This is a genomic window from Luteimonas composti, from assembly GCF_042678665.1.
GTDB classification, from domain to species: Bacteria; Pseudomonadota; Gammaproteobacteria; order Xanthomonadales; family Xanthomonadaceae; genus Luteimonas; species Luteimonas composti.
Window position 1 is genome coordinate 830,908 of the sequence record NZ_JBHTKU010000001.1, and the last position, 25,025, is coordinate 855,932.

General features: G+C 69.9%; 23 protein-coding genes. 5 read left to right on the top strand and 18 right to left on the bottom strand.

Annotated features, from left to right (window positions below; translation table 11 throughout):
• Nucleotides 1–45: 45 nt before the first annotated feature.
• The 4 genes from ACFQ2D_RS03815 to ACFQ2D_RS03830 all read right to left on the bottom strand — a co-directional run bounded on the left by ACFQ2D_RS03815 (nt 46) and on the right by ACFQ2D_RS03830 (nt 6,887).
• Complete coding sequence (locus ACFQ2D_RS03815; protein WP_280940964.1) at nt 46–3,063, bottom strand: TonB-dependent receptor; 3,018 nt, start codon at nt 3,061–3,063, stop codon at nt 46–48.
• 111 nt (nt 3,064–3,174) lie between these two features.
• On the bottom strand, nt 3,175–4,182 hold the full coding sequence (locus tag ACFQ2D_RS03820; protein WP_280940807.1) for a LacI family DNA-binding transcriptional regulator: 1,008 nt from the start codon (nt 4,180–4,182) through the stop codon (nt 3,175–3,177).
• A 29-nt stretch (nt 4,183–4,211) separates the two neighbouring features.
• Nucleotides 4,212–6,494, bottom strand: coding sequence for a glycoside hydrolase family 3 N-terminal domain-containing protein (locus tag ACFQ2D_RS03825; RefSeq protein ID WP_280940806.1), 2,283 nt, complete (start codon nt 6,492–6,494; stop codon nt 4,212–4,214).
• Nucleotides 6,495–6,575: 81 nt separating this feature from the next.
• Nucleotides 6,576–6,887 (bottom strand): YciI family protein, encoded by a 312-nt coding sequence (locus ACFQ2D_RS03830; RefSeq protein ID WP_280940805.1) that lies wholly within the window; start codon nt 6,885–6,887, stop codon nt 6,576–6,578.
• Between the two features lie 350 nt (nt 6,888–7,237).
• On the opposite strand from ACFQ2D_RS03830, the gene ACFQ2D_RS03835 reads away from it, so the two are divergent.
• The 3 genes from ACFQ2D_RS03835 (at nt 7,238) to ACFQ2D_RS03845 (ending at nt 10,669) form a co-directional block, all read left to right on the top strand.
• Nucleotides 7,238–8,137, top strand: a complete 900-nt coding sequence (locus ACFQ2D_RS03835; RefSeq protein ID WP_280940804.1) for a segregation and condensation protein A — start codon at nt 7,238–7,240, stop codon at nt 8,135–8,137.
• Between the two features lie 92 nt (nt 8,138–8,229).
• Nucleotides 8,230–9,156: an SMC-Scp complex subunit ScpB gene (gene scpB, locus ACFQ2D_RS03840; RefSeq protein ID WP_386795524.1), complete on the top strand. Its 927-nt coding sequence runs from the start codon at nt 8,230–8,232 to the stop codon at nt 9,154–9,156.
• A complete protein-coding gene (locus tag ACFQ2D_RS03845; protein WP_280940803.1) occupies nt 9,149–10,669 on the top strand; it encodes a pseudouridine synthase in 1,521 nt (506 codons plus the stop codon). The genes scpB and ACFQ2D_RS03845 overlap by 8 nt, the downstream gene beginning before the upstream one ends.
• 140 nt (nt 10,670–10,809) lie before the next feature.
• Here the strand turns inward: ACFQ2D_RS03845 and lolD are convergent, their stop codons facing one another.
• The 9 genes from lolD to ACFQ2D_RS03890 form a co-directional block, all read right to left on the bottom strand.
• A complete protein-coding gene (gene lolD / locus ACFQ2D_RS03850) occupies nt 10,810–11,514 on the bottom strand; it encodes a lipoprotein-releasing ABC transporter ATP-binding protein LolD (protein ID WP_386795525.1) in 705 nt (234 codons plus the stop codon).
• Between the two features lie 10 nt (nt 11,515–11,524).
• On the bottom strand, nt 11,525–12,778 hold the full coding sequence (locus ACFQ2D_RS03855) for a lipoprotein-releasing ABC transporter permease subunit (RefSeq protein WP_280940801.1): 1,254 nt from the start codon (nt 12,776–12,778) through the stop codon (nt 11,525–11,527).
• 110 nt (nt 12,779–12,888) lie between these two features.
• Nucleotides 12,889–13,350: a hypothetical protein gene (locus ACFQ2D_RS03860; protein WP_280940800.1), complete on the bottom strand. Its 462-nt coding sequence runs from the start codon at nt 13,348–13,350 to the stop codon at nt 12,889–12,891.
• Nucleotides 13,310–13,570 carry an FAD assembly factor SdhE gene (locus ACFQ2D_RS03865; RefSeq protein ID WP_280940799.1) on the bottom strand — a complete coding sequence of 87 codons (261 nt, stop codon included), beginning with the start codon at nt 13,568–13,570 and terminating at the stop codon, nt 13,310–13,312. Before ACFQ2D_RS03865 ends, ACFQ2D_RS03860 begins: the two co-directional genes overlap by 41 nt.
• Nucleotides 13,571–13,634: 64 nt before the next feature.
• Entirely contained in the window at nt 13,635–14,420 is a 786-nt protein-coding gene (locus tag ACFQ2D_RS03870; RefSeq protein WP_280940798.1) for a succinate dehydrogenase iron-sulfur subunit, read from the bottom strand.
• Between the two features lie 15 nt (nt 14,421–14,435).
• Nucleotides 14,436–16,226 carry a succinate dehydrogenase flavoprotein subunit gene (gene sdhA / locus ACFQ2D_RS03875; protein WP_280940797.1) on the bottom strand — a complete coding sequence of 597 codons (1,791 nt, stop codon included), beginning with the start codon at nt 16,224–16,226 and terminating at the stop codon, nt 14,436–14,438.
• Nucleotides 16,227–16,233: 7 nt separating this feature from the next.
• Nucleotides 16,234–16,644 (bottom strand): succinate dehydrogenase, hydrophobic membrane anchor protein, encoded by a 411-nt coding sequence (gene sdhD / locus ACFQ2D_RS03880; protein ID WP_280940796.1) that lies wholly within the window; start codon nt 16,642–16,644, stop codon nt 16,234–16,236.
• Nucleotides 16,641–17,036, bottom strand: a complete 396-nt coding sequence (gene sdhC, locus ACFQ2D_RS03885) for a succinate dehydrogenase, cytochrome b556 subunit (RefSeq protein ID WP_280940795.1) — start codon at nt 17,034–17,036, stop codon at nt 16,641–16,643. The genes sdhD and sdhC overlap by 4 nt, the downstream gene beginning before the upstream one ends.
• A 78-nt stretch (nt 17,037–17,114) precedes the next feature.
• Nucleotides 17,115–17,372, bottom strand: coding sequence for a DUF1674 domain-containing protein (locus tag ACFQ2D_RS03890; protein WP_280940794.1), 258 nt, complete (start codon nt 17,370–17,372; stop codon nt 17,115–17,117).
• Here ACFQ2D_RS03890 and ygfZ point away from each other — a divergent pair.
• Nucleotides 17,329–18,192, top strand: coding sequence for a CAF17-like 4Fe-4S cluster assembly/insertion protein YgfZ (gene ygfZ / locus ACFQ2D_RS03895; RefSeq protein ID WP_386795526.1), 864 nt, complete (start codon nt 17,329–17,331; stop codon nt 18,190–18,192). The genes ACFQ2D_RS03890 and ygfZ overlap by 44 nt on opposite strands.
• A 22-nt stretch (nt 18,193–18,214) precedes the next feature.
• Here the strand turns inward: ygfZ and ACFQ2D_RS03900 are convergent, their stop codons facing one another.
• The 4 genes from ACFQ2D_RS03900 to ACFQ2D_RS03915 are packed head-to-tail and all read right to left on the bottom strand — an operon-like array spanning nt 18,215 to nt 22,949.
• Nucleotides 18,215–20,488, bottom strand: coding sequence for a thiamine pyrophosphate-dependent enzyme (locus ACFQ2D_RS03900; protein ID WP_280940792.1), 2,274 nt, complete (start codon nt 20,486–20,488; stop codon nt 18,215–18,217).
• Between the two features lie 49 nt (nt 20,489–20,537).
• On the bottom strand, nt 20,538–21,179 hold the full coding sequence (locus tag ACFQ2D_RS03905) for a glutathione S-transferase family protein (RefSeq protein ID WP_280940791.1): 642 nt from the start codon (nt 21,177–21,179) through the stop codon (nt 20,538–20,540).
• Nucleotides 21,176–21,730, bottom strand: coding sequence for a GNAT family N-acetyltransferase (locus ACFQ2D_RS03910; RefSeq protein WP_386795527.1), 555 nt, complete (start codon nt 21,728–21,730; stop codon nt 21,176–21,178). Before ACFQ2D_RS03910 ends, ACFQ2D_RS03905 begins: the two co-directional genes overlap by 4 nt.
• A gap of 55 nt (nt 21,731–21,785) precedes the next feature.
• Nucleotides 21,786–22,949, bottom strand: coding sequence for an acyl-CoA dehydrogenase family protein (locus ACFQ2D_RS03915; protein WP_280940789.1), 1,164 nt, complete (start codon nt 22,947–22,949; stop codon nt 21,786–21,788).
• A gap of 192 nt (nt 22,950–23,141) precedes the next feature.
• Here ACFQ2D_RS03915 and ACFQ2D_RS03920 point away from each other — a divergent pair, with 192 nt between their 5' ends.
• Nucleotides 23,142–24,122 (top strand): tetratricopeptide repeat protein, encoded by a 981-nt coding sequence (locus ACFQ2D_RS03920; protein WP_280940788.1) that lies wholly within the window; start codon nt 23,142–23,144, stop codon nt 24,120–24,122.
• An 84-nt stretch (nt 24,123–24,206) separates the two neighbouring features.
• Here ACFQ2D_RS03920 and ACFQ2D_RS03925 read toward each other — a convergent pair whose 3' ends face one another.
• Nucleotides 24,207–24,980, bottom strand: a complete 774-nt coding sequence (locus tag ACFQ2D_RS03925) for a glycine zipper 2TM domain-containing protein (RefSeq protein ID WP_280940787.1) — start codon at nt 24,978–24,980, stop codon at nt 24,207–24,209.
• Nucleotides 24,981–25,025 lie beyond the last annotated feature (45 nt).

The following is a 25,025-nucleotide window of genomic DNA, read 5'->3' on the forward strand; positions in this document are numbered from 1 at the left end:
CTCGAAAAGAAGGGCCGGCCGCGGCGCGGCCGGCCCGTGACCGTCCTACCAGCTGAAGCCCATGGTCAGCTTGAAGGTCCGCATCGGCCCCGCGATCCCGAGGCCGGTGCGCTGCCCGAAGTTCGCATCGGGCTGCAGGCCCACGCCGCGCCAGTTTCCGAAGTCGCTGTAGTTGCGCTCGTTGGTGACGTTGAGGATGTCGCCACGGATACGGAAGCGGATGCCGCCGCCGGTGTCCCACTCTTTCTGCGCCGCCAGGTCGAGCTGGAAGAAGTCCTGGTCGTCGAAGTAATAGGTCTCGAACCGGCCGACGACGTTGCAGGCGCCCGGATCGAATCCTTCGAAGCAGTTCAGGCCTGTGTTGCCGGGCGGACTGGTCCAGGTGAGCTTGCCCGAGAGGGTCAGCCCCAGGAAGTCGCCGATGCTGGTCAGCACCACCTTGTGCCGTGGAATCCCGTTCGAGCGGATGAACGCCACGTCCTCCAGATCCGGGTAGTCGAAGGTGAAGTTGCCCGAGTTCTGGATGTTCTCCTTGGCGTCGCTGTAGGTGTACGCCAGGCCCACCGCCCACGGCGAATCCTGGGTATAGGCCTTGTCCAGCGACACCAGCACCGAGTTCAGCCGGGTCTCGACCCCGTTGTCGCCGAGAAAGAAGCGGTTGTAGCCCGGCAGGTCCGCGCCGGGCGCGTTGCCGAACACGACGCCCGGCGGGTAGAAGCTGCCGTCCTCTCGCCGGTTGCCCACGCGGTAGAGGATGCCGTCGTGGCTGAGGATGTGCTGCAGCGTCACCGACGAGTTCCACTCGTGGCCCAGCAGTTCGAACGCGTTGCGGATGCCGAGGCTGAACTGGTCCGAATACGGGGTCTTGAGCTCGTTGTTGATCAGGAACACCTCGGCACCGAAATTGGTGCCCGGCACGATCAGGTCCTCCAGCGCCCCCGGCGTCAGGTAGGCAGGATCCCAGGCGATGCAGGGACTGTTCGGCCGTTCCGGGTCGGTGCAGTCGTGGCCCGGCGTGTTGAAGTAGTACTGGTAGCGCTGGAAGGCCAGGCGGTACTGCTCATAGGACAGGTAATCGAACTGGTTGCGGTTGTAGGACCTGCCCGCTCCGCCGAAGATCACGTGTCGCTGCTCGCCGGTCAGGTCGTAGGAGAAGCCGAGCCTGGGCGCGAACGCATCCTTGAACGAATCGCGGTTGCGGCCGTTGCTGATGTAGTTCTCGATGTCGTAGTCGATGTTGGGCCGCGTCGCGACGTAGTCGCGCAGCCGGCTCGACAGCGTGTCCGGCGTGACGTGTTCCTCATAGGCGGGGTTTTCCTCGTAATCCCAGCGGATGCCGAGGTTGAGCGTCAGCCTGTCGGTCACCTCCCAGTCGTCCTGGATGTAGAGGCCGAGCTGGGAGACGTCGGATTCGACCGTGGTCGGGTTGCCGTTGCCGGGTGCGGTGAACTCCACGAAGTACGGCACGCTCGCGCCCTGCGCGATGTCGTAGCGGAACTGGGGACTGTAGGGCGACTGCTCGAAGGCGGTGATGTCGATCTGCTTGTACTTCACGCCCATCTTGAGGGTGTGGCCCTCCCAACCGAAGAAGGTCAGGTCGTTCTGGAAGGAATAGCCCTTCTGCCCCTTGTTCTGGTAATCGCCACCGCCGCCCGCGCGCAGCACTTCCTCCATCTCGGGGTTGTTCTGGCTTTCCTGCCCCTGGCGCGGCACGTACAACAGGATGCCGTTCGCGAGCAGCGCGGGGCGCGGCGCGAAGTTGGCGTCTTCGAAGGTCAGGTGGGCGTCGTTGAGCCAGTTCTCGGTGTTGAACTGGTAACGCAGGTCCACGCGGGTCTCTTCGCCCGTCTTGAGCGTCGCGCGCTCGGGCAGGTTGGGTCCGTTGCCGACGTTGGTGACTTCCTCCTCGTCCCGCCGCTTGAAGCTGAGTTCCACCAGGTGCGCCTCGCCCGGCGTCCAGCTGAGCTTGCCGAAGTACAGGTCTTCCTGGAACGGCACGGCGGCAGGCTGCCGGGCCGCGTCCTGGAACGCCGGCGGCAGGTCCTCGATCGCGAACTGGCGGCCGGGGGTGATGGTGCGCGGCGAGTTGTACTCCTTGGCCTCGTAGGTCACGAAGAAGTGCAGCATGTCGCGCACGATGGGACCGCCGAACGCGATGCCGTACTGCTCTTCCTTCGACCGGACTTTGCCGCCGGCGGCGTCCTCGGCGGGCGTGGCCTTGCGCCAGTCGTCGCCGGTCCGGTCCCAGAAGAAGTCGCCGGTGAAATCGTTGGTGCCCGATCGCGTCACCGCGGTAATGCCGGCGCTGCTGAGCTGGTCGTACTCGGCCTTGTAGTTCGAGGTGATGACCTTGTACTCGGAGATGCCGAGCTGCGGGAACGGGTTGCCGCGGCTCGAATCCTGGCCGGTGATGCCGCCCTTGAGCACGTAGTCCTTCTGGCCGACGCCATCGATGAAGACGTTGATGCCGTTCGACAGCTGGGGCCCGCTGCGCAGCGACGTGGACCCTTCCGCCCCGGTGTTGAACGTCACGCCGGGGACCACATCGGCGAAGGCAAGGAAGTTGCGCGAGGCCTGGGGCAACGACTCGATCTGGCGCTGCGACACATAGGTCGCGATCTCGGAGGTTTTGGTTTCCACCAGCGACGTCCCCGTCACCACTACCGCGTCGAGGTCGACTGCATCGCCGGCCGGCGCGGCCTCGGCCACGCCGCCGACCCCCAGGTTGAGCGTCGCGGTCTGCCCGACCGCCAGCGTCACGTTCTGCGAACTGGCCTGGCCGTCCGCCTCGACCTGGATGCGGTAGGTGCCCGGCGGCAGGCCGGCAAGGTTGTAGCTGCCGTTGGCGTTGGTCTGCACGCTGCGGGTCAGGCCGGTGGCGAGGTTGACGGCGGTCACCTGCGCCTGGGCGGCGGGTGCCGAGTCGGCCATCACCTGGCCTCGGATGGTGCCTGCGGTGGACTGGGCCATCGCCGGCGCGGCGAGCAGCATGCAGCCGGCAAGGGCGCAGCTGAGCAGGCTGCGCTCGAGCCTGCGCGATGCGTGACGGGACTTGCGGTTCATCGTGTTGCCCTCCCAGGGCTTGCATTCGTCGTCGAAACGGGGGATCGAGGCCGCGACAAGACGAGGCCTCACTTCAACTCCGGCAGCGGAACCGGCGCCGCGAGCATGACCTCATCCGCTGCCTCCCGCCTGGCTCGACGCACGCACGACCAGCTTCGGCTGCAGCAGTTCGCAGGAGCGGGACGGATGGGGGCCGTCCTGCTCGTCCGCCAGCAGGCGCTGGATGGCACGGGCGCCGAGTTCGGCGATCTCGACCCGCATCGTCGTTAAGGGCGGGTGTACGTAGCGCGAAAGCGGTATGTCGTCGAAGCCCGCCAGCGCGATGTCGCCGGGGACCCGCAGACCGCCCTGGCTGAAGGCGAACAGGCAGCCCAGCGCCATCATGTCGTTGGCGGCGAAAACGGCGTCCGGGCGCTGCGGGCCTTCCAGCAGCGCCTGTCCCGCCCGATGCCCCGAGGCCTCGCCGAAGTCGCCCGGCAGCACCTGCGGCTCCACGCCGGGCAACAGCTGCGACAGCGCATCGCGATAGCCGCGCAGGCGTTCCCCGGCGTCGAAGTTGTCCTCCGGTCCGGCGATGAAGGCGATGCTGCGATGCCCGGCCTCGACCAGATGGCGCACCATCGCCATCGCGCCGCCATGGTTGTCCACGCCCACCGACGCCTGGCCTTCCACCACCAGCGCGGGATTCATCAGCACCACCGGCATCGGCGGCAGGTCGGCGGCCAGCGCTTCGGCGCCGGCGACGAAGGGCGACATCAGCAGCAGCCCGTCGACGCGGCCGCGCATGGTGCGCAGTGCGGCGCCCTGCTCGCGCGGGTTGCCGTGGTAGCTGGACACCAGCAGGTGCAGGCCGCGTTCGCGCGCCACCTGGTCGATGCCGCGCATCAGCTCGGAGAAGAACTCGCCGTACAGGTCCGGCAGCACCACGCCGATGGTCTGGGTGCGCCGGCTGCTGAGGCTGCGCGCGGCATGGTGCGGGCTGTAGCGCAACCGGTCGGCGATGCCCAGCACCCGCTGGCGCACGTCCTCGGCGACGTTGGGATGCCCGTTGAGGGCCCGCGAGACGGTGGCCACCGAGACGTTCGCCTCCCGTGCCACATCCTTGATGGTGACGCTCATCCTGCCCTCCCCGCTGCCCGTCCGCGCCGCTACTGCGCGACCACCTCGAACGTGGCCGACTGCGTCGCCAGCGAGCTGCCGCCCGTGAACACGGTGAACGTGCCCGGCTCGACCACCCGCCGCATCCGCGCGTCGTACAGCGCCATGTCCTCGAAGCCCAGCTCGAATTCGACCTCGCGCGATTCGCCCGGCTGCAGCTCGACGCGCCGGAATCCACGCAGTTCGCGCACCGGCCGGGTGACGCTGGCGACGTCGTCGCGCAGGTACAGCTGCACCACCTCGGTGCCGGCGCGCTTGCCGGTGTTCGTCACCCGTACGCGCACACGCTGGCGCGGTTCGGCCGCCGAAACGCTGGCGCTGGCCAGCTGCGGCTTGCCGTGGTCGAACGTGGTGTACGACAGGCCGTGGCCGAACGGATACAGCGGCGTCCAGTCCACATCAAGGTACTTGCTGGTGTACTTGTCGTCCTTCGACGGCGGGCGGCCGGTATTGCGCCGCGCGTGGTAGATCGGCACCTGGCCGACGTTGCGCGGCACGGTCACCGGCAGCTTGCCGGAGGGCGCGACGTCGCCGAACAGCACGTCGACGATGGCATTGCCGCCCTCGACGCCAGGGAACCAGGCTTCCAGGATCGCCGGCACCTTGCCCTGCAGCGCGCCGGTCGACAGCGGCCGTCCGTTGAGCAGCACCGCCACCACCGGCTTGCCGGTCGCGGCCACCGCCAGCGCCAGCTGCTCCTGCACGCCCGGCAGGTCGAGCGAGGTCCGGTTGTTGGCCTCGGCGCTCATTTCCGGGTGCTCGCCGAGGAACATGACCACCGCATCGGCCTGGCGTGCGGCGCGTACCGCCTCGTCGAATCCGGCAGTGTCATCGCCGTCGATGTCGCTGCCCTTGGCCACGAGCAGGCGCATACCGTCGCCCAGCGACGCGCGCAGGGCTTTCAGCGGCGTGACCGCGTCCGCGGGGCGGCCGATGCCCACCCAGTTGCCGAGCATCGCCCAGGGTTCGTCGGCCAACGGTCCGATCACGGCCAGGGTGCCGACCGACTTCGACAGCGGCAGCACCGCGCCCTCGTTCTCCAGCAGCACCATCGATTTCTGCGCAATGCGCCGCGCCGCCGCGCGGTGCTCCGCAGTGAGCGTCATCGCCTCCTGCCGTCCGGCGTCCTTGCAGTAGCGGTAGGGGTCGTCGAACAGGCCGAGCCGGAACTTGGCGTTGAGCACGCGCCGTACGGAAGCGTCGACCTCGGCCAGCGGCACGCGCCCGGCCTCGACCGCGGCCGGCAGGTCCTTGAGGTAGATCGCGCTGACCATGTCCACGTCCACGCCGGCCCGCAGGCCGGCAGCACCCGCAGCCTCGCGGTCGGCGGCGATGCCGTGCGGCATCAGCTCCATCACGCCGGTGTAGTCGCTCACGAGCAGGCCGTCCCAGCGCCACTGGCCGCGCAGCAGGCCCTGGATCAGCGGGCCATGGGCGTGCATCGGGATCCCGCCGACTTCGTTGAACGAGGCCATGATCGACTGCACGCCCGCATCGACCGCCGCCTTGAACGGCGGCAGGTAGACCTCGTGCAGGCTGCGTTCCGAGATGTCGGCCACGTCGTAGTCGCGTCCACCCTGGGCCGCGCCATAGGCGACGAAATGCTTGGCGGTGGCGAGCATGGTGTCGGGCGCGGCCAGGTCATCGCCCTGGAAACCACGCACCTTGGCCGCCGCGAACGCCGCGTTGAGATAGGGGTCCTCGCCGGCGCCCTCGACGATGCGGCCCCAGCGCGGGTCGCGCGCCACGTCGACCATCGGCGCATAGGTCCAGTGCACGCCATGGGCGGTGGCCTCCACCGCGGCGATCCGCGCGGCCTCGCGTGCCGCGTCAGGATCGAAGCTCGAGGCTTCGCCCAGCGGCACCGGGAAGACCGTCCGCATGCCGTGGATCACGTCGTAGGCGAACAGCAGCGGGATGCCCAGCCGCGATTCCTCGACCGCGATCTTCTGCAGCCGGCAGGTCAGCGCCGCGCCCTGCGTGCCGAGCCAGGAGCCGATCTGGCCCTGGCGCACCTGGTCCTCGCTGCCCGCCATCGCCGCCGGGCCGGTGTTGTTGCCCACGCCAGGGGGCTGGTTGAGCTGGCCGAGCTTCTCGGCCAGGGTCATCTTCGCCATCAGCGCATCGACCAACGCGCGCTCGGCATCCAGGTCGCCCGCCGAGGTGCGCGGCGGGGGCGGCTCCGCCCAGGCCAGCGGCGCCGCAAGGGCGGCGGCCAGCAGCCCCGCCAGGAAGGTTGCGGGGGGCGTCTGGGGGGGGCGCGGACGGGTCATGGCATGCGGGGGCAGCGGGGACCGGGCGGAATGTAAACGTTTCCAGCACGGCCTGCATGGCACGCCGCAACATCGCCTGGATCAGGTCGCCGGCTGCGGCAGGACCGGCCGGAACGGGCGCACGTCCACGCGCCGGTAGACGCCCGCCTCGACGTAGGGGTCGGCATCGGCCCAGGCACGCGCGGCCTCGAGCGACTCGAACTCCGCGATCACGATGCTGCCGCTGAATCCGGCTGGCCCCGGATCCTCGGCGTCGATCGCCGGACAGGGCCCGGCCAGCAGCAGGCGGCCCGCGTCGCGCAGCGCCAGCAGCCGGGCGAGGTGTCGTTCGCGCGCCGCCAGCCGCCGCTCCAGCACCGAATCGCCGTCGTATCCCTCGATCGCGTACCACATGCATGGATATCCCATTCTGACCGGCGCCGATTCTAGCGGCGCCCCGCGCTGGACAGCCCGCACGCCCTGCGCTTACCCTAGCCGACAGGTTTCACAGCCGGACGCCGCTCACGTCGCTCAAGGACGCACAGCCGCGGCCCTTCGGCCAGATCCGACGCCCCCTTCGCGGTTTCCTGCCGGCTCCCGGCATGGCCCGTGCGTGGCGGCCCGATCGCAAGATGCTTTGACCAGGTGCTGGTGTTCCGGACCGGCGCATGCCGGCGGTGCGCGCCCGCATGCGCAGCCATCGGCCGTTCGCGGCCCGGGCGCCAGACGACACGCAAGACGGCCCGGAGGGGGCCGCACCCCGCATGAGCCAACCCGCACAGGACAACGCCGCCCAGGCGCATGCCCACCCCCAGCAGCAGGAAATGCCGCTGGCGGTCGTGCACGGCCAGCCGGTGCTGCAGATCCCGCAGGACCTGTACATCCCGCCCGATGCCCTGGAGGTAATCCTCGAGGCGTTCGAGGGGCCGCTCGACCTGCTGCTGTACCTGATCCGGCGGCAGAACCTGGACATCCTCGACATCCCGGTGGCGGAAATCACCCGCCAGTACGTGGACTACATCGGGGTGATGCAGGAGCTGCGCTTCGAACTGGCGGCCGAGTACCTGGTGATGGCCGCGATCCTGGCCGAGATCAAGTCGCGGATGCTGCTGCCGCGGCCGGTCAGCGAGGACGGCGAGGAGGACGACCCGCGCGCGGACCTGGTGCGGCGCCTGCAGGAGTACGAGCGCTTCAAGCAGGCCGCCGAGGACATCGACGCCCTGCCCCGCATGGAGCGCGATACCGCGCCGGTGGCGGCCTTCGTGCCCGACCGCGCGGCGGTCCGCACGCCGCCGCCGGTGGAGCTGCGCGAGATGCTGCTGGCGCTGCACGACGTGCTCAAGCGCGCCGAGCTGCTGACCAGCCACGCGATCCGCCGCGACGCGCTGAGCGTGCGCCAGCGCATGGGCGAGCTGCTGGGCAAGCTCGAGGACGGTGCCTTCCACCGCTTCGAGGCGCTGTTCGATCCGGAGGAGGGCCGCCTCGGCGTGGTGGTCACCTTCCTGTCGATCCTCGAGCTGGCCAAGGAGCGGCTGCTCGATGTGGTGCAGGAAGCGCCGCTGGCGCCGATCTACGTGAAGTCGCTGGCCCTGGACCGCGCGCCCGACCAGCCGCTGGAGTTTTCCAGCGAGTTCGACGAACCCGCCGGGGGTCCGGAGGACTGAGCGCCGTCACGGCGCCTGCGACCGCCGCCTGGCGGCCTTCGAACACGCGGCACGCACCACCTCCACCTACCGCCACCTGCAACCTACTGCCGATGGATCAATCGCTCATCAACCGCATCGTCGAAGCCGCGCTGCTGGCCTCCAGCCAGCCGCTGACGGCCGTCCAGCTGTCCGGGCTGTTCCCGCTCGACGAGCCGGCGCCGGAAGGCAGCATCCAGGCCGCACTCGAGTTCCTGCAGGCCGGCTGCGCCGACCGCGGCATCGAACTGGTGGAAGTGGCCTCCGGGTGGCGCTACCAGGTGCGCGCCGACGTGCATGCCTGGGTGGCGCGCCTGTGGGCCGAGCGCCAGACCCGCTACACCCGCGCCACGCTCGAGACCCTGGCGCTGATCGCCTACCGCCAGCCGATCACCCGCGGCGAGATCGAGCAGGTGCGCGGCGTGGCCACCAACAGCAACATCATCAAGGCGCTGGAAGAGCGCGAGTGGATCCGCGTGGTCGGCCACCGCGACATGCCGGGCCGTCCGGAACTGCTGGGCACCACCAAGGCCTTCCTCGACTACTTCGGACTCAAGCGCCTGGACGAGCTGCCGCCGCTGTCCGAACTCAAGGATTTCGGCGAACTGGAACCGCAGCTGGAGTTCGAGGGCGAACGCGCCGTGGGCGGCATCGCGGCCAATGCGGACGCGGATGCCGATACGGATGCCGCCGCGGAAGCCGATGGCGGCGATGCGCCGGCGATTGCAGCCAACGACGCCGACGACGGCGGCGATACGCAGGACACCGGCGACGGCGCCGAAGCATCCTCCCCGGCCGGATACGATGCGGACCAGCACGACGCCGACGCCAGCGAGGCGCCCCCGGCCGGCGATGCCGCCGCCAACGAACCCTCCGACGCCGCCGCCGGCGGCGCGGACCCGCAGCACGACACCCCCCACCCCGACGGCGACGACGCCGCGGCCGACCAGAACCACGCCCTCGCCGACGACGGCGACAGCACCCGGAGCACCCATGAGTAAGCAGACCCCCACCGGCAGCCGCAAGCTGTCCCTCAAGCGCAGCGAAGACAAGGCTGCCGACGCCCCACGCCTGGAGGAGCGCCTGCACAAGGTGCTGGCCCAGGCGGGCCTCGGCTCGCGCCGCGCGCTCGAGCAGCGCATCGCCGACGGCCTGGTCAAGGTCAACGGCGAAGTCGCGCAGACCGGCATGTCGGTCAAGGGCGGCGACCGCATCGAGATCGACGGCCGCCAGTTCGTCGCGAGCGCACTGACCGAACCGGCGCGCGTGCTGATGTACAACAAGCCCGAAGGCGAAGTGACCACGCGCGAGGATCCCGAAGGCCGCCCGACGATCTTCGAATCCCTGCCGGCGCTCAAGGGCGCGCGCTGGATCGCCATCGGCCGCCTCGACATCAACACCACCGGCCTGCTGCTGCTCACCACCGACGGGGAGCTGGCCAACGCGATGATGCATCCCTCGTACGAGATCGAGCGCGAGTACGTCTGCCGCGTGCGCGCCCCCGAGGGCGAGGAAACCGTGTCCGACAAGATCGTCGACCGGCTGGCGCGCGGCGTCGCGCTCGACGACGGGCCGGCGAAGTTCGACCAGATCAAGCGCATCGGCGGCACCGACTCCAACGAATGGTTCCAGGTGCTGCTCAAGGAAGGCCGCAACCGCGAAGTGCGCCGCCTGTGGGAGTCGCAGGGCTGCCAGGTGAGTCGCCTCAAGCGCGTCCGCTACGGCCAGGTCTCGCTGCCGCAGACCCTGCTGCGCGGCCAGTCGCTGGAGCTGCCGGATGCCCAGGTCGACGCGCTGCGCAAGGAGCTCAAGCTCGAGGAAGGTCCGCCGCCGGCGCTGACGCTGCTGCCGGTGATCGGCCAGCGCAAGGCCGCCAAGTCGACCGTGCACGTGAGCGGCGACCGGCGTCCGCAGGGCTACGTCAACGGCCACAATACCGCCGACGAAGGCCGCGAGCTGCGCCGCTTCGACCACGTGCGCGAGGACCGTCGCGGCCGCGGCGGCAAGAAGCCGCACGGTGGCCTGACCGTCAGCGGCGAGCAGGCCGCCAAGCAGTCGCAGAAGCCGTTCAAGCAGCGCGCGCCCAAGGGGCCCAAGCCGCTGCCGGACGGCAACCCCGCGGCGTTCCGCACCTGGTATGTGCCCGATGGCGTGGACACCGGTCCGGCCGGCCACCGCAACGCCGACGGGCGCGGCCCGCGCAAGCCCGGTCCGGGCAAGAAGCGCGGTCCCGGCGGCGGCGCGGGCGCGGGGCGCCAGGGCGCCCGTGGCCAGGCTGCGCATCCCTACGGCCATCCGGGCGGCGCGATGAGCTTCCCGTCCGACCATGCCTCGCCGGGCTACAACCCGAACGCGGCGCGTCCGCGCGGCCCGCGTCCGGGCGGCGACAACCGGCCGAAGGGACCGCGTCCGGGCGGTGGCGGCCGCGGCCCTGGCGGCAGCGCCCGCGGACCGGGCGGCGGCGGTCGCGGACCTGGCGGTGGCAATCGCGGCCCGCGCGGCGGCAACCGCTGATCCCATGGACGCAGGTGTCTCGCCACCTGCGTCGATCCACGCGGCCGGGTCTCCTGCTGGTTGGTGACAGCAGGTCCGCCGACGCTTCGCGTCGGCCCTTGCACTCCAGGTTCTACCGGCCGCCGGTCGCGGCCGGTCGCCTAGACCTGGTCTGGTGCGACTTCGCGCAGCCGCGCCTCGTGCAGTTCGACCACGCGGTCGAGCTTGCGGGCCAGCCTGCGGTCGTGGGTCACCAGCACCAGGCTGGTGCGCTGGGCGCGGTTGAGTTCCAGCATCAGCTCGAACACGGTCCCGGCAGTACGTTCGTCCAGGTTGCCGGTCGGCTCGTCGCCCAGCACGCAGGCCGGACGGTTCACCAGTGCCCGCGCGACCGCGGCGCGCTGGCGCTCGCCGCCCGAGAGTTCGCCCGGCTTGTGTTCGATGCGATGGCCCAGGCCCACGGCCTCCAGCAGCTCGCGCGCACGCGCCGCCGCGGCGTCGGTTGCCGCACCGCCGAGCAGCAGCGGCAGCATGGCGTTCTCCAGCGCGGTGAATTCCGGCAGCAGGTGGTGGAACTGGTAGACGAAGCCCAGCGCGCGGTTGCGCAGCTGGCCGCGCGCGGCGTCCGAGAGCGCGCTCATCTTCTGCCCGGCCACGTAGACCTCGCCGGAAGTGGGCGTATCCAGCCCCCCCAGCAGGTGCAGCAGCGTGCTCTTGCCCGCCCCCGACGCGCCGAGGATGGCCACGGTCTCCCCGGCCTCCACGCGGAAGTCGAGGCCGTCGAACACCGGCGTGCGCATCCTGCCTTCGGCATAGGTCTTGCCGAGCGCTTCGGCCCGGATCACGGTGGAATCCGCTTGCGCCACGGCCGTTTCCTCACTCATAGCGCAGCGCCTCCGCCGGCGCGGTGCGCGCCGCGCGCCAGGCAGGGTAGATCGTGGCCAGGAAGGCCATCAGCATGGCCACGCCGGCGATCACCACCACGTCGCCGGCCTGCAGGTCGATCGGCAGCCCGGTGACGTAGTACACGTCCGAAGGCATCAGCACCATGTCGAAGGCGCGCTCGATCGCGCGCAGGATGTGCTCGAGGTTGAAGGTCAGCACCAGGCCGCCGATCACGCCGGCGATGGTGCCGATCAGCCCGATCAGCGTGCCCTGCACCACGAACACCTGCATCACCCCGCCGGGCGTGAGCCCGAGCGTGCGCAGGATGGCGATGTCGGCCAGCTTGTCGGTCACCAGCATCACCTGCGAGCTGAGCAGCGAGAACGCGCCCATCAGGATGATCAGCGACAGCAGGATGCCGATCATGGTCTTCTCCAGCTTGAGCGCGCGGAACATGTTGGCGTTCTCCATGCTCCAGTCGCTGACCCGGTAATAGCTGCGGCTTTCGGCGGCGAGCGCCTGCGCCAGGTCGGCGGCGACGTCCCAGGCGCGATCCATGTCGTGCAGCTTCAGGCGCACGCCGGTCACGCCATCGCCCAGCCGCATCAGCCGCTGCGCGTCCTGGATGTTGACCACCGCCAGGCGCCGGTCGAAGTCCTGGTAGCCGGCTTCGAAAATGCCGCTGACGGTGAACCGCTTGAGCTGCGGCACCGCTCCCATGGGCGTGACCTGGAAGTCGGTGGTGACCACCACCTTGTCGCCCACGCGGGCACCCAGCCACTGCGCCAGTTCCTTGCCCAGCACGATGTTGAATGCGCCCGGCGCCAGGTCGTCCAGCGAGCCCTGCACCATCCATGCGGCCAGGTCGGAGACCTGCGATTCGGCTTCGGGTGAAACGCCGCGGATCGCGGCCGGCTCCTGGCGCGCCCCGCGCAACAGCGCCTGGGTGTCGATGTACGGCGCCGCGCCCGAGATGCGCGTGTCGCGCTTCGCCACGTCGATGGCGTGCTGCCATCCCTCCATCGTCTGGCCGTCGGCGCTGACCGTGGCGTGCGCGACCATGCCGAGCATGCGGTCCTTGATCTCGCGCTGGAAGCCGCTCATGACCGCCAGCGTGGTGATCAGCACCATCACCCCGATCGCGATGCCGAGGATCGAGGCCAGGGAGATGAAGGAGATGAAGCCGTTGCGGCGCTTGGCGCGCAGGTAGCGCAGGCCGATGGCGACGGGAACCGGTTTGAACATGTGGCGCTCAGCCTGCCTGCGCGCCGGAGGCGCGGCGCCGGAAGGCGGCATGTCGGAGCGGTCTCGGCATCGGCGGCATCGGTCCGGCGTCTTGTCGCGTGAAGGGCCGCCTATGGTGCCATCGAACCCGTGCGCCCGGCATCACGACCGCCGGGCGCGGCCAGTCGGAGTTCACGTCGCCGCGGCGCCGGAAGGGTGTCCGGCCACCAGGCGCAATGCACCCACCGCCCGCGCGCATCGCGCCAGCGGGCGAAGGCGAGCGGCCCACGCCACTGCAGGACGAAACCGTCGGCAGCCACGCCGTCGACCAGCGGAACTGCCTCGCCCCGGAATACGAAGCTGCGCGCAGGCGAACGCCGCACGCGGCGGGCGGCCCACCAGCCGTATCCGGGCGCCAGCAGTGCGCCGGGCCACGCGACGCCTTCGGGCAGGTCCGACAGCAGCAGGGAGACGCCGGCCAGCAGGCCGAGCAGGAACAACGCGGAGGAGAGCCAGCGCGAGGGCCACCAGTCGATGCTGGCGTTGCCGCCCTCAGCCGGGCGGAAGTTCGCGCATCTGGCGGACGAGCGCATCGAGTTCGGCATCAGCGGCGGTGTCGTACCCCATGAACCAGCGCCAGAGCCTATCGTCCTCGCAGTCCAGCAGGCGTAGGAAAACACCGCGCTGGGCGTCGGAGGCTACCGCCCATTCGCGGTCGAGCCAGCGTTCGAACAGCTGGTCGAGCTCGCGCATGCCGCGGCGGCAGCGCCAGCGGATGCGGCGCAGCCCGGGATCGTCGGACGTGTCGCTCATGCGGGTCGTCGCGCCCTGCCCTTCCCGGCCGCCGCGAACGACGCGGCGGGGCGGGGCCACGGCATCAGCCGTGGCGTTCCAGCATCAGCCGCTTGATCGAACCGATCGCCTTGGCCGGGTTCAGGCCCTTGGGACAGGTGCGCGCGCAGTTCATGATGGTGTGGCAGCGGTAGAGCTTGAACGGATCCTCGAGGTCGTCCAGGCGCGCGCCGGTGTCCTCGTCGCGGCTGTCGACGATCCAGCGGTAGGCCTGCAGCAGGATCGCCGGGCCCAGGTAGCGCTCGCCGTTCCACCAGTAGCTCGGGCAGGCCGTGCTGCAGCAGGCGCAGAGGATGCACTCGTAGAGCCCGTCCAGCTTGTCGCGGTCGGCCGGCGACTGCAGGCGTTCGCGATCCGGCGGCGGCGTGCTCTGGGTACGCAGCCAGGGCTTGATCGAGGCGTACTGCGCGTAGAAGTGGGTCAGGTCCGGCACCAGGTCCTTGACCACGCTCATGTGCGGCAGCGGGTAGATCGGCACCTCGGCCTTCTTGCAGTCGTCGATGGCGCGGGTGCAGGCCAGCGTGTTCGTGCCGTCGATGTTCATCGCGCACGAACCGCAGATGCCCTCGCGGCAGGAACGGCGGAAGGTCAGGGTCGGGTCGATCTCGTTCTTGATCTTGATCAGCGCGTCCAGGACCATCGGCCCGCACTTGTCGAGGTCGACCTCGTAGGTGTCGGTGCTCGGGTTCTGGCCATCGTCCGGGTTCCAGCGGTACACCTTGAAGGTGCGCACGCGCTTGGCGTCCGCCGGCGCCTTGAAGTGGCGACCCTTGCGGACCGTCGAGTTCTTCGGGAGGGTGAATTCAGCCATGGTGTTCGGTCCCGATCAGTAGACGCGCGCTTTCGGCGGCACGACCTCGACTTCGTCGTCGAGCGTGTACATGTGCACCGGACGGTAGTCGATGCTGGTGTTGCCAGCCTCGTCCGCCCAGCACAGCGTGTGCTTGTGCCAGGTCTCGTCGTCGCGATCGGGGAAGTCCTCGCGGGCATGGGCGCCTCGCGATTCCTTGCGGTTCTCGGCCGAGGTGATGGTCACCAGCGCCTGGCCCAGCAGGTTCTGCAGCTCCAGCGTCTCGATCAGGTCCGAATTCCACACCAGCGACCGGTCGCTGACCTTGACGTCGGCGAACGAGGCGTGGATGTCGCGGATCTGCTTCACGCCCTCCTCCAGCGTCTCCTGGGTGCGGAACACCGCGGCATGCGCCTGCATCGAGCGCTGCATGTTGTCGCGGATGACGGCGGTCGGTGTATCGCCCTTGGCGTTGCGCAGCCTGTCGAGGTTGGCGATCGCCTTGTCGGCGGCGTCGCCGGCCAGGCGCTTGTGCGGCTGGCCGGGACGGATGGTCTCGGCGCAGCGGTTGGCCACTGCGCGGCCGAACACCACCAGGTCGAGCAGCGAGTTCGAGCCGAGACGGTTGGCGCCGTGCACCGACACGCAGGCGGCTTCGCCGATCGCGTACAGGCCGGGAACCACCGCGTCCGGGTTGCCGTCCTTCAGCTGCACCACTTCGCCGTGGTAATTGGTCGGGATGCCGCCCATGTTGTAGTGGACGGTCGGGATCACCGGGATCGGCTGCTTCTCCACGTCGACGCCGGCGAAGATCTTCGCGCTCTCGGCGATGCCCGGCAGCTTCTTGTGGATGTCGGCCGGGTCGAGGTGGGTCAGGTCGAGGTGGATGTGGTCCTTGTGCTCGCCGACGCCGCGGCCCTCGCGGATCTCGATCGTCATCGAACGGCTGACGACGTCGCGCGAGGCGAGGTCCTTGGCGTTGGGCGCATAGCGCTCCATGAAGCGCTCGCCGTTGCTGTTGCGCAGGATGCCGCCCTCGCCACGCACGCCCTCGGTAATCAGGCAGCCCGCGCCGTAGATGCCGGTCGGGTGGAACTGCACGAACTCCATGTCCTGCAGGCCCAGGCCGGCGCGCAGCGCCATGCCGCCGCCGTCGCCGGTGCAGGTATGGGCCGAGGTCGCGGAGAAGTAGGCGCGGCCGTAGCCGCCGGTCGCCAGCACCACGCCGTGGGCGCGGAACAGGTGCAGGGTGCCCTCGGCCATGTCGAGCGCCAGCACGCCGCGGCACACGCCCTCCTCGTCCATGATCAGGTCGAGCGCGAAGTACTCGATGTAGAACTCGGCCTGGTGCGCCAGCGACTGCTGGTAGAGCGTGTGCAGGATCGCGTGTCCGGTGCGGTCGGCCGCGGCGCAGGTGCGCTGCGCGGTGCCCTTGCCGTAGTGCGTGGTCATGCCGCCGAACGGACGCTGGTAGATCTTGCCCTCGGCGGTGCGCGAGAACGGCACGCCCTGGTGCTCGAGTTCGATGATCGCGGGAATGGCCTCGCGGCACATGTACTGGATGGCGTCCTGGTCGCCCAGCCAGTCCGAACCCTTGATGGTGTCGTAGAAGTGGAAGCGCCAGTCGTCCTCGCCCATGTTGCCCAGCGCGGCGGAGATGCCGCCCTGCGCCGCCACGGTATGCGAACGGGTCGGGAAGACCTTGGTGATGCAGGCGGTCTTGAGGCCCTTGTGGGCCAGGCCGAAGGTCGCGCGCAGGCCGGCGCCGCCGGCCCCGACGACGATCATGTCGTAGTTGTGTTCGGTGATCTTGTAGGCGGAGGTCATCGCAGGCTCACGCGGAGAAGGCGATGCGGGCGATCGCATACAGCGAGGCGACGGCGCCCAGCCCGCACAGGAAATTGTTGAGGAGGTGCGCGGCGATCTCGAGCGAGCGCGTGTGCACGTAGTCCTCGATCACGATCTGCAGGCCGAGCTTGGCGTGCCAGAACATGCTTACCAGGAACACCGCGAAGATGATGGTGTTCCAGGGCCGGGCGATGATGGCGCGCGCCGTGTCCAGGTCCACGCCCACCAGGGTGACCAGCGTCCAGACGAACCAGATCGCCAGCGGCGCGAGCACCATCGCGGTGACCCGCTGCGTCCAGAAATGGTGGGTGCCCGACTTGCCCGAACCCAGGCCGCGGGCGCGCTTGAGCGGCGTGCGGTACGGCGCCGCGCGCGAGGTCTCGCCGCCGCCGCTCATGCCGCACCCCGCAGGCCGAAGTACCAGATCAGCGCGGTCAGCACGAAGCCGACCGCGAACACCGCGATGCCCGAGGCGTACACCTTGGGGATCTCGTAACCCCAGCCCGCGTCCCACAGCAGGTGCCGGATGCCGTTGAGCAGGTGGTAGACCAGGGCCAGCGTGAAGCCGAACAGGAACAGCATTCCGAGCGGCGAGGACCACTGGCGCGACGCGAACTCGTAGGCGTCGCCGCCGATGGCGATCGACATCAGCCACCACACCAGGGAAATGCCGCCGAGCGCCAGCGAGATGCCGGTGATGCGATGCAGGAGCGACATCACCGAGGTGAGCTGGAAACGGTATGTCTGCCCCAGCATGAAGGGCGACAGGGGACGATTGGGGTTTGCCATCGCTGGCGGTTCTCCTGGCTGGCGGCGGGGCCGCGTGGCTGGATCGGGCTGGCCGATCAGGCCCGGCCCCGCATGGAATCAGAAATCGATGCAGCGGCCGTTCTTTTCCCAGTCTCCGTACCGGGTGGGGTCGGGGCCATCGCGGCCACCGAACTCCGGCACCTCGGGCGACTGCGGCTCCGTGGCCGCAGCGGGTCCGGCAACGGCAGGCGGATCCTCCGGAGGGCCGCCGCTGCCTTGTTCGCCTAAGATGTCCTGGCTTTTCACCAGCGAAAGTTTAAATCCCGCGCCCATGTCCGACAAGCCAACGCCCGCTTCCGGCGCTTTTTTCGCCATTGACGGCTGGTCCGTGATCCGCCTGGACGGTGCGGACGCCTCCCGTTTCGCGCAGGCCCAGTTCATGGGCGACGTCGAGGCGCTCGCGCCCGGCCACTGGCAATGGAACGGCTGGCTCACGCCGAAGGGCCGGCTGGTCGCCCTGTTCGCCCTGCTGCGCGCGCAGCCGGACCAGTTGCTCCTGCTGCTCGCCGACGCCGATCCGGAGGGGTTCGTGGCGGAACTGTCGCGCTACGTGTTCCGCAGCAAGGTGCGCATCGCCCATGAAACTGGCCTGGCGGTCCACGGGCGGTTCGAGGCGCCGGCGACCGCGGCGGCCGCGGCGTTCGCCGGCGCGGTCTCGCCCGCCGGGCTGGAGCTCGATTTCGGCGGCGACGGCGGACCGCGCACCCTGGCCGTCTCCGCGGCGCCGGCACCGGAGCGTCCCGAGGCCGCGGCCCGCTGGCGCGCCTTCGACCTGGCCCACGGCCTGCCGCGCCTGGACCCCACCCAGGCCTCGCAGTGGACGCCGCAACAGCTCTCGCTCGACCGGCTGCGCGCGTACAGCGTGAAGAAGGGCTGCTATCCCGGCCAGGAGATCGTCGCGCGCACCCATTTCCTCGGCCAGGCCAAACGGGGACTGGTGCGCTTGCGCGCCGAAGCCGCGATCCCCGTCGGCCCGGTGTGCGCACCGGCCGATCCCGGGCGCGCGGTCGGCAGCATCGTCAGCGCGGCGGGCAACGAAGCGCTGGCGGCGATGCCGCTGGACGCCACCGGCCCGTGGCTGGCCGCCGGCGTGGAATGCACGGCCCTGCCCCTGCTCGGCGGACTGGCACGCTGAGGCGTGCCGCCGGACAGAGGCCTCAGCCCGCCAGCGCGTTGGCCGCCGCCACGATCTCGTCGTCCGACGGAATCACCAGGAACGCGGCCCCGGCCAGCGGGGTGAAGGTGTCCGCGCCGACCACGCGCCGCAGCGGCTTGTCGCCAAACCCGGCCTCGACGATCGCGGTGATGATCCCCTCGCCCACGCCGGCACTGCGGCGACCTTCGTCGACCACGAGGATCCGCCTGCATTCGCCGGCGTGGCGCGCGATCGCAGCCTCGTTGAGCGGCACCAGCCAGCGCAGGTCGACCACGCGCACCTTCCAGCCGTGCGCCTGTCCGATGCGCCGCGCGGCCCGCAGGCTCATCGGCACGCCATTGCCGAAGGTGAAGACCACCAGGTCGGTCGCGTCGGCCTCGTAGACGCGCTCTTCGCCCAGCACCATCGCCTGCTCCGGCGGCGGGTAAGAGGTGAGCCAGCCGCCGTCGCCGGGCTCGTGCAGGTCCTTGGCCATGTACAGCGCGATCGGCTCGAGGAACGCGCAGACGCGCCCGTCCACCTTCGCCAGCGCAACCAGGGTGCGCAGCATGGTCGCGGCGTCGTCGCCGCGACTGGGACAGCCGACGACGAGGCCGGGGATGTCGCGCAGCGCGGTGATCGAGTTGTCGTTGTGGAAGTGCCCGCCGAAACCGCGCTGGTAGCCCAGCGAGGCGATGCGCATCACCATCGGGTTGCGGTACTGGCCGTTGCTGAAGAACTGCAGGCTGGCCGCCTCGCCGCGAATCTGGTCGCCGGCATTGTGGAAGTAGGCCAGGTACTGGATCTCCGGAATCGCCAGCATGCCCATGTTGGCGTAGCCCTGGGCCAGGCCGAGGATGATCGTCTCGTCCAGGAGCGTGTTGAACACCCGGCGCGGGCCGAAGGCCCTCTGCAGGCCCTTGGTGACGGTGTACACGCCGCCCTTCTGCGCCACGTCCTCGCCGAACAGCAAGGCGTCGGGATACTTGGCGAACAGGTCGTGCAGCGCGGCGTTGATCTGCAGGGCCAGGTGGCGCGGCGGCAGCCGCTCGGGCAGCTTCGCCTCGCCGCCGAACACCTGCGGCCTGCGTTCGGCATGGTCGACACGCTCCGCCTCCGCGCGCACCGCGTCGGGTGTATACGGCGCCAGCGGCGCCATCACCTCTTCCAGCGTGGACAGGCGAGGACGGCGGTCCGCGTCCTCGGCCGCGACGAAACACTTGCGGCGGGTGTCCTCGTACAGCGCCAGCACCTCGTCCCGGGACATCAGCCCGGACTCGAGCGCGATCGCGGCCGAACGCAGCAGCGGATCGGCCGCCTCCACCGCGCACAGCTCGTCGATGCTGCGCCACTCGACCTCGAAGTCGGTGCCGGCATGCCCCATGATCCGGGTGGTGCGCAGGTGCAGGAAGGTCGGGCGGCGCGTACGGCGGCAGTGCTCGACGGCACGCTGCACGTCGGCGTAGCCGCTGGCGAGGTCGAGGCCGTCGGCGTAGAAGTAGTCGAGGTCGGGACGCTGCGCGAAGTTGCGCGCCACCCAGCCGTCGGGCGTCTTGACCGAAATGCCGATGCCGTTGTCCTCGCACACGAACAGCACCGGCGCCGGCAGCTTCTGGTAGGCCGTCCAGGCGGCGGCATTGAACGCGGTCTGCGCGGTGGCGTGGTTGCTCGAAGCGTCGCCGAACGAGCAGATGGCGATGCTGTCGTCCGGGATCGGCAGCGCATGGCCGATGCGGCGCGCCTGCTCGATCGCCACCGCGGTGCCGAAGGCCTTGGGCAGGTGCGAGGCGATGGTGGAGGTCTGCGGCAGCACCCACAGCGGCTTGCTGCCCCACACCTTGTGCCGGCCGCCGCTGGCCGGGTCTTCCTTCGAAGCCGCGAACGACAGCGCCGAATCCATGATCGGATCCATGCCCGGCAGCTTGCGGAAGCGCTCGGCCATGAAGCCGCCGCTGCGGTAGTGCAGGAAGGCCGGATCCGTATGCCGCGTCAGCCGCGCGACCATCGCGTTGCCTTCGTGCCCGCTGGAGCCGATGGTGTAGAAGACCTTGTTCTGCACCCTCAGCACGCGCGCCATCAGGTCGAGGTGGCGGCTGATCAGCTGCGATTCGAACAGTTCGCGGAAACCGCGCGCGTCCAGTGCGCTCCCGTCGAGGATCGCCTCGCCGTCGGCGGGCTTCGCATCGGGACGCCCGTTCCAGCCGCGCACGAACTCCTGGAAGTTGACGTCGCAGATCTCGGCGCGGTTGAGACCCTTCATGCGGGCCGGGATCGGATTGGGGACTGTGTTGAACATGCAGTGTCTTCGCAGTACGGGCGGCGCGGCGCCGGCGTGTCGGAGTGGGTCAGCGCGATGCCGCGATCAGCGCGGCGTTCTCGGGCGCGGGAGGCGGCATCGGCAGGAAACCGGGCGTGGCGCGCACCCGTCCCAGCCAGGCGCGCAGCGCGGGATAGGGAGCGAGGTCGAACCCGCCGTCTTCGGCCACGCCGGTGTAGGCGTACAGCGCGATGTCGGCGACGCCGTACCGGGGGCCGCTGAACCACTCGTGCGCGGCGAGGTGGCGCTCCATCACCGCCAGCGCCTGGTGGCCGCGCTCGCGCAGCCACGGCAGTTCGACCCGGCGGGGCGAGTCGAGCGGCGTCCAGCCGCAGATGAAGCGCCCTACCGCGATGAAAGGTTCATGGCTGTACTGCTCGAAGAACATCCACGACAGCGCCTGCGCGCGCATCCAGGGATCGTCCGACAGGAAAGCACTGCCTTCGGCCAGGTAGTACAGAATGGCATTGGATTCGACCAGCACGCCGCCGTCCTCGCGCACCAGCATCGGCACCTTGCCGTTGGGGTTGAGCGCCAGGTACTGCGGCGTCCGCGTCTCGCCGCGACTGCTGTCGGTCTCGATCCAGCGGTAGGGCCGGCCCAGCTGCTCCAGCAGCAGGCGCAGCTTGTGGCAGTTGCCGGAGGGCGAATAGCCGTGGATGGTGGTCATGCGACGCGGTCCCGGTGCGCGCGCCACTCGCCGCGCGACTGCCCCCACATCTCGACCTCCACCTCTTCGGCTGGCGCCGGCAGGATCCGGCCCTGGCGCAGCAGGCGCGAGCCGAGGCGCTGCGCCACCTTCTTCGAGGCCAGGTTGGCGGGCGAGATGCAGTGGACGATGTCGTCCCAGCCCAGCGTGTCGAAGGCCCAGTCGATGGCCGCCACCGCCGATTCGAGCGCATAGCCGCGACCCCAGGCCTGCGGATGGAAGGCATAACCGATCTCGTTGCCCGGCCAGCCATCGGGCCGCCACGGCCCCATCTGTCCCAGCCACAGTCCGGTCGACTTCTCCACGACCGAAAACATCGCGAAGCCCTGCAGCGCCCAGGCACCGGGCATCTGCAGGAAACGCCGCCAGGCCGCCCCGCGCACCAGCTGGCCGCCGATATGGCGGCTCGCCTCCTCGTCCGCGAACAGTTCGGCGTAGCGCTCGAAGTCATCCAGCCGCGGCAGGCGCAGCAGGAGACGCTCGGTTTCGATCACTGGACCGGAATCGGCCACGGCGTGCCACCCCTTCGCCTGGGAACCGCCCCGCGGGCGCGGGGCGCTGGATGGATCAGAACGCGTTGATGCCGGTGAGTTCGCGGCCGACCACCAGCTGGTGCACGGTCTCGGTACCCTCGTAGGTGATCACCGACTCGAGGTTGAGCGCATGGCGGATCGGGCAGTGCTCGGTGGTGATGCCGGCGCCGCCGAGCAGGTCGCGCGCCTCGCGCGCGATGTCGATCGCCATGCGGCAGTTGTTCCACTTGGCCAGCGAGACCTGGGTGGGCTGCATCCTGCCGGCATCCTTGAGGCGGCCGAGCTGCAGGCTCAGCAGCTGCGCGGAGGTGATGCGCCGGGCCCAGTCGGCCATCTTGATCTGCGCGCTCTGGGTGGCGGCCACCGGACGGCCGAACAGGATCCGCTCCTTCGAATAGGCCAGGGTCTCGTCCAAGCAGGCGATGGCCGCTCCGATCGGACCCCAGGTGATGCCGTAGCGCGCCTGGGTCAGGCAGCCCAGCGGCCCCTTGAGGCCCTTGACGTTGGGCAGCCGGTTGGCCTCGGGCACGCGCACGTTGTCGAAGAACAGCGCGCTGGTCACCGAGGCGCGCAGGCTCATCTTGTGCTTGACCACCTGCGCCTTGAAACCGGCGAAATCCTTCTCGACCACGAAGCCCTGGATGCCCTCGTCGGTCTGCGCCCAGACGATGGCGATGTCGGCGAGGTTGCCGTTGGTGATCCACATCTTGGAACCGTTGATCACCCAGTCGTCGCCGTCGCGGCGCGCATGGGTCTTCATGTTGGCCGGATCGGAACCACCGTGCGGTTCGGTCAGGCCGAAGCAGCCGATGACCTTGCCCGCGGCCATGTCCGGCAGCCAGCGCATGCGCTGCTCCTCGGTGCCGTAGGCGTAGATCGGATACATGCACAGCGAGGACTGCACGCTGGCGAAGCTGCGCAGGCCCGAATCGCCGCGCTCGAGCTCCTGGCAGATCAAGCCGTAGCTGACGTAGTTGAGCTCGGCGCCGCCGTACTGCGCCGGCAGGGTCGCGCCGAGCAGGCCGAGGCCGGCGATCTCGGGAATCAGTTCGGTCGGGAAACGGCCCTCGTCGAAGCAGGCGCCGATGATCGGCAGCACGCGTTCGTCGGTGAAGCGGGCAACGCTGTCCTGGACGGCGCGCTCTTCGTCGCTGAGCAGGGAGCGCACGTCGTACAGGTCGTGGGATTGCAGGGCCATCGAAGTCCTCCGTCGGATCGCGACATGATAACCGAGGGCCCGGATGCGCCCGCCGGAGACCAGCGGTGGCGGCGCTGCCGCCGGTCCCGGTTTCCCGGCCCGGCAGGCACTACGATGACACCGCCCTGCAGGGCGGACGGGCCAACCAGGGCCGGTCCATTGCAGCCCCGATCCACCGGCCACGGAGAGACCATGTTCCGCAAGCTGCTCCTCGCCTCCACCATCGCCGCGCTCTGCGCCTGCAGCAGCGACAGCCCCGCTCCGCCCACGGCGGACGCCGCCGAAGCCCCGGCCGCCGCGCCAGCCGCCGACAACACCGTGACCTCGCTGTCCGGGCAGCAGCTGACGGCGCCTGCCTCCCTGCCGCGCCAGGCGCAACTGGAAGCCGACCTGGCCGAAGCCCGCGCCAACCAGGCCGCCAACCCGGACGATCCGGACGCGCTGATCTGGGTCGCGCGCCGCCTCGGCTACCTGTGGCGCTTCAACGAGGCGATCGCCGTCCTCGACGAGGGCGTCGCGCGCTGGCCGGACGATGCGCGGATCTACCGCCATCGCGGCCACCGCTACATCACGGTGCGCGACTTCCCGCGTGCGCAGGCCGACTTTGAGAAGGCCGCGCAGCTGATCGCCGGCAAGCCGGACGAGATCGAACCCGACGGCGCGCCCAATCCGGCCGGGATCCCGCGCACCACCCTGGCCTACAACATCTGGTACCACCTGGGACTCGCGCATTACCTGCAGGGCAACTACGCGCAGGCGCTCGATGCCTACCAGGAACTGCTCAAGACCTCGGCCGCCGACAACGACGACTCGATCGTCGCCGTCACCGACTGGATGTGGATGTCGCTGATGCGGCTGGGCCGCAAGGACGAAGCGGCGGCCCTGCTGGAGAAGGTCACGCCGCAGATGGACATCCTGGAGAACGACAGCTACCACCGCCGGCTGCTGATGTACAAGGGCCTGGAGAGCGCGGACACGCTGCTCAGCCCCGAGTCTAACGACACCACCGACATCGCCACCCAGGGCTACGGCGTCGCCAACTACTACCTGGTGAACGGCGAAACGGAGAAGGCGAAGGCCGTGCTGGCCAGGATTCTCGAAGGCCAGGGCTGGCCCGCGTTCGGCTACATCGCCGCCGAGGCCGACATGCAGCGGCTGCAGGCGGCCGAATAGGCCGTTTCGCCCACCGCAGAAAGCGGAACGCCGCGACCCTCGGGTCGCGGCGTTCGTGTCAGGGGCCCGGCAGTGGCGGGCCGATTACTGGAGGTTGTCCCCCGCCAGGCTGCGGTCGGCGCCGCCGGCGCGGGCTACGCGCGCCATCACCTCGCCGTCGATCACCGGCAGACGATCGCCCGGGTCCTCAAGGAGGCGGATGGTGTCGTTGCGACCGTCGTAACGATAGGTCACGTCGTAGGCGACGGTCCGGTCCTCGGTGCCCAGCGAGATGCGGTCGCCCGGCTTGTCGCCGGTGCGCATCGTGCCGGTGGTGCCGTCCGGATTGCGATAGGTGACGTTGTAGGCCACGACCCTGGAACTCTGCGAGCTGTCCTGGACCGTGCGGCACTGGCGGTCGACGCGCTCCACGACCCGGCCACCCACGTGGCGGCGGTCGATCTCGCGGCCGGCGAAACCGCCGCCCACCGCACCCGCTACCGTGGCCAGCTTGCGGCCGTTGCCGCTGCCGACCTGATTGCCCACCAGGCCACCGATCACGGCGCCGGCGATCGCGCCGCCCTTGTTGCCGTCGCGCTCGGGCAGGCGCTCCTGCACCACGACGTCCTGGCAGACTTCGCGCGGCGAGGTCGAGGTGGTCGTCTCGCGCACCGGTTCGGAACCGATCACGGTGGCGAACAGCTCTTCCTTTTCGGTGACCGGCACCACGTCGATCACGTCGGCGTATTCCAGCTTGTCCGCCGCGGCCTCCGCGCCGGGCGCCGACGGGTCGGCATCGCGGCTGTTGTGGTAGGCGCCGATGGCGACGCCGCCCACCAGCAGGGCGGCCAGGGCGATGGCGAGAGTATTGCTCTTCATTCGGGGTCTCCTTCGGGGTCCACGCCCGCTGCATGTGCGGGACAG

Excerpts from the sequence above, each read along its gene's own strand:
- sdhD (WP_280940796.1), bottom strand. The coding sequence starts at position 16,644 with ATGAGCGGCGGCGGCGAGACCTCGCGCGCGGCGCCGTACCGCACGCCG.
- ACFQ2D_RS03830 (WP_280940805.1), bottom strand. The coding sequence starts at position 6,887 with ATGTGGTACGCGATCGAGGGATACGACGGCGATTCGGTGCTGGAGCGG.
- ACFQ2D_RS03860 (WP_280940800.1), bottom strand. The coding sequence starts at position 13,350 with ATGCGCTCGTCCGCCAGATGCGCGAACTTCCGCCCGGCTGAGGGCGGC.
- ACFQ2D_RS03865 (WP_280940799.1), bottom strand. The coding sequence starts at position 13,570 with ATGAGCGACACGTCCGACGATCCCGGGCTGCGCCGCATCCGCTGGCGC.
- sdhC (WP_280940795.1), bottom strand. The coding sequence starts at position 17,036 with ATGGCAAACCCCAATCGTCCCCTGTCGCCCTTCATGCTGGGGCAGACA.
- ACFQ2D_RS03820 (WP_280940807.1), bottom strand. The coding sequence starts at position 4,182 with ATGAGCGTCACCATCAAGGATGTGGCACGGGAGGCGAACGTCTCGGTG.
- ACFQ2D_RS03925 (WP_280940787.1), bottom strand. The coding sequence starts at position 24,980 with ATGAAGAGCAATACTCTCGCCATCGCCCTGGCCGCCCTGCTGGTGGGC.
- ACFQ2D_RS03815 (WP_280940964.1), bottom strand. The coding sequence starts at position 3,063 with ATGAACCGCAAGTCCCGTCACGCATCGCGCAGGCTCGAGCGCAGCCTG.
- ACFQ2D_RS03905 (WP_280940791.1), bottom strand. The coding sequence starts at position 21,179 with ATGACCACCATCCACGGCTATTCGCCCTCCGGCAACTGCCACAAGCTG.
- ACFQ2D_RS03855 (WP_280940801.1), bottom strand. The coding sequence starts at position 12,778 with ATGTTCAAACCGGTTCCCGTCGCCATCGGCCTGCGCTACCTGCGCGCC.
- ACFQ2D_RS03900 (WP_280940792.1), bottom strand. The coding sequence starts at position 20,488 with ATGTTCAACACAGTCCCCAATCCGATCCCGGCCCGCATGAAGGGTCTC.
- sdhA (WP_280940797.1), bottom strand. The coding sequence starts at position 16,226 with ATGACCTCCGCCTACAAGATCACCGAACACAACTACGACATGATCGTC.
- ACFQ2D_RS03890 (WP_280940794.1), bottom strand. The coding sequence starts at position 17,372 with ATGGCGAAAAAAGCGCCGGAAGCGGGCGTTGGCTTGTCGGACATGGGC.
- ACFQ2D_RS03845 (WP_280940803.1), top strand. The coding sequence starts at position 9,149 with ATGAGTAAGCAGACCCCCACCGGCAGCCGCAAGCTGTCCCTCAAGCGC.
- ACFQ2D_RS03915 (WP_280940789.1), bottom strand. The coding sequence starts at position 22,949 with ATGGCCCTGCAATCCCACGACCTGTACGACGTGCGCTCCCTGCTCAGC.
- ACFQ2D_RS03920 (WP_280940788.1), top strand. The coding sequence starts at position 23,142 with ATGTTCCGCAAGCTGCTCCTCGCCTCCACCATCGCCGCGCTCTGCGCC.
- ACFQ2D_RS03870 (WP_280940798.1), bottom strand. The coding sequence starts at position 14,420 with ATGGCTGAATTCACCCTCCCGAAGAACTCGACGGTCCGCAAGGGTCGC.
- ygfZ (WP_386795526.1), top strand. The coding sequence starts at position 17,329 with ATGTCCGACAAGCCAACGCCCGCTTCCGGCGCTTTTTTCGCCATTGAC.
- scpB (WP_386795524.1), top strand. The coding sequence starts at position 8,230 with ATGGATCAATCGCTCATCAACCGCATCGTCGAAGCCGCGCTGCTGGCC.
- ACFQ2D_RS03825 (WP_280940806.1), bottom strand. The coding sequence starts at position 6,494 with ATGACCCGTCCGCGCCCCCCCCAGACGCCCCCCGCAACCTTCCTGGCG.
- ACFQ2D_RS03835 (WP_280940804.1), top strand. The coding sequence starts at position 7,238 with ATGAGCCAACCCGCACAGGACAACGCCGCCCAGGCGCATGCCCACCCC.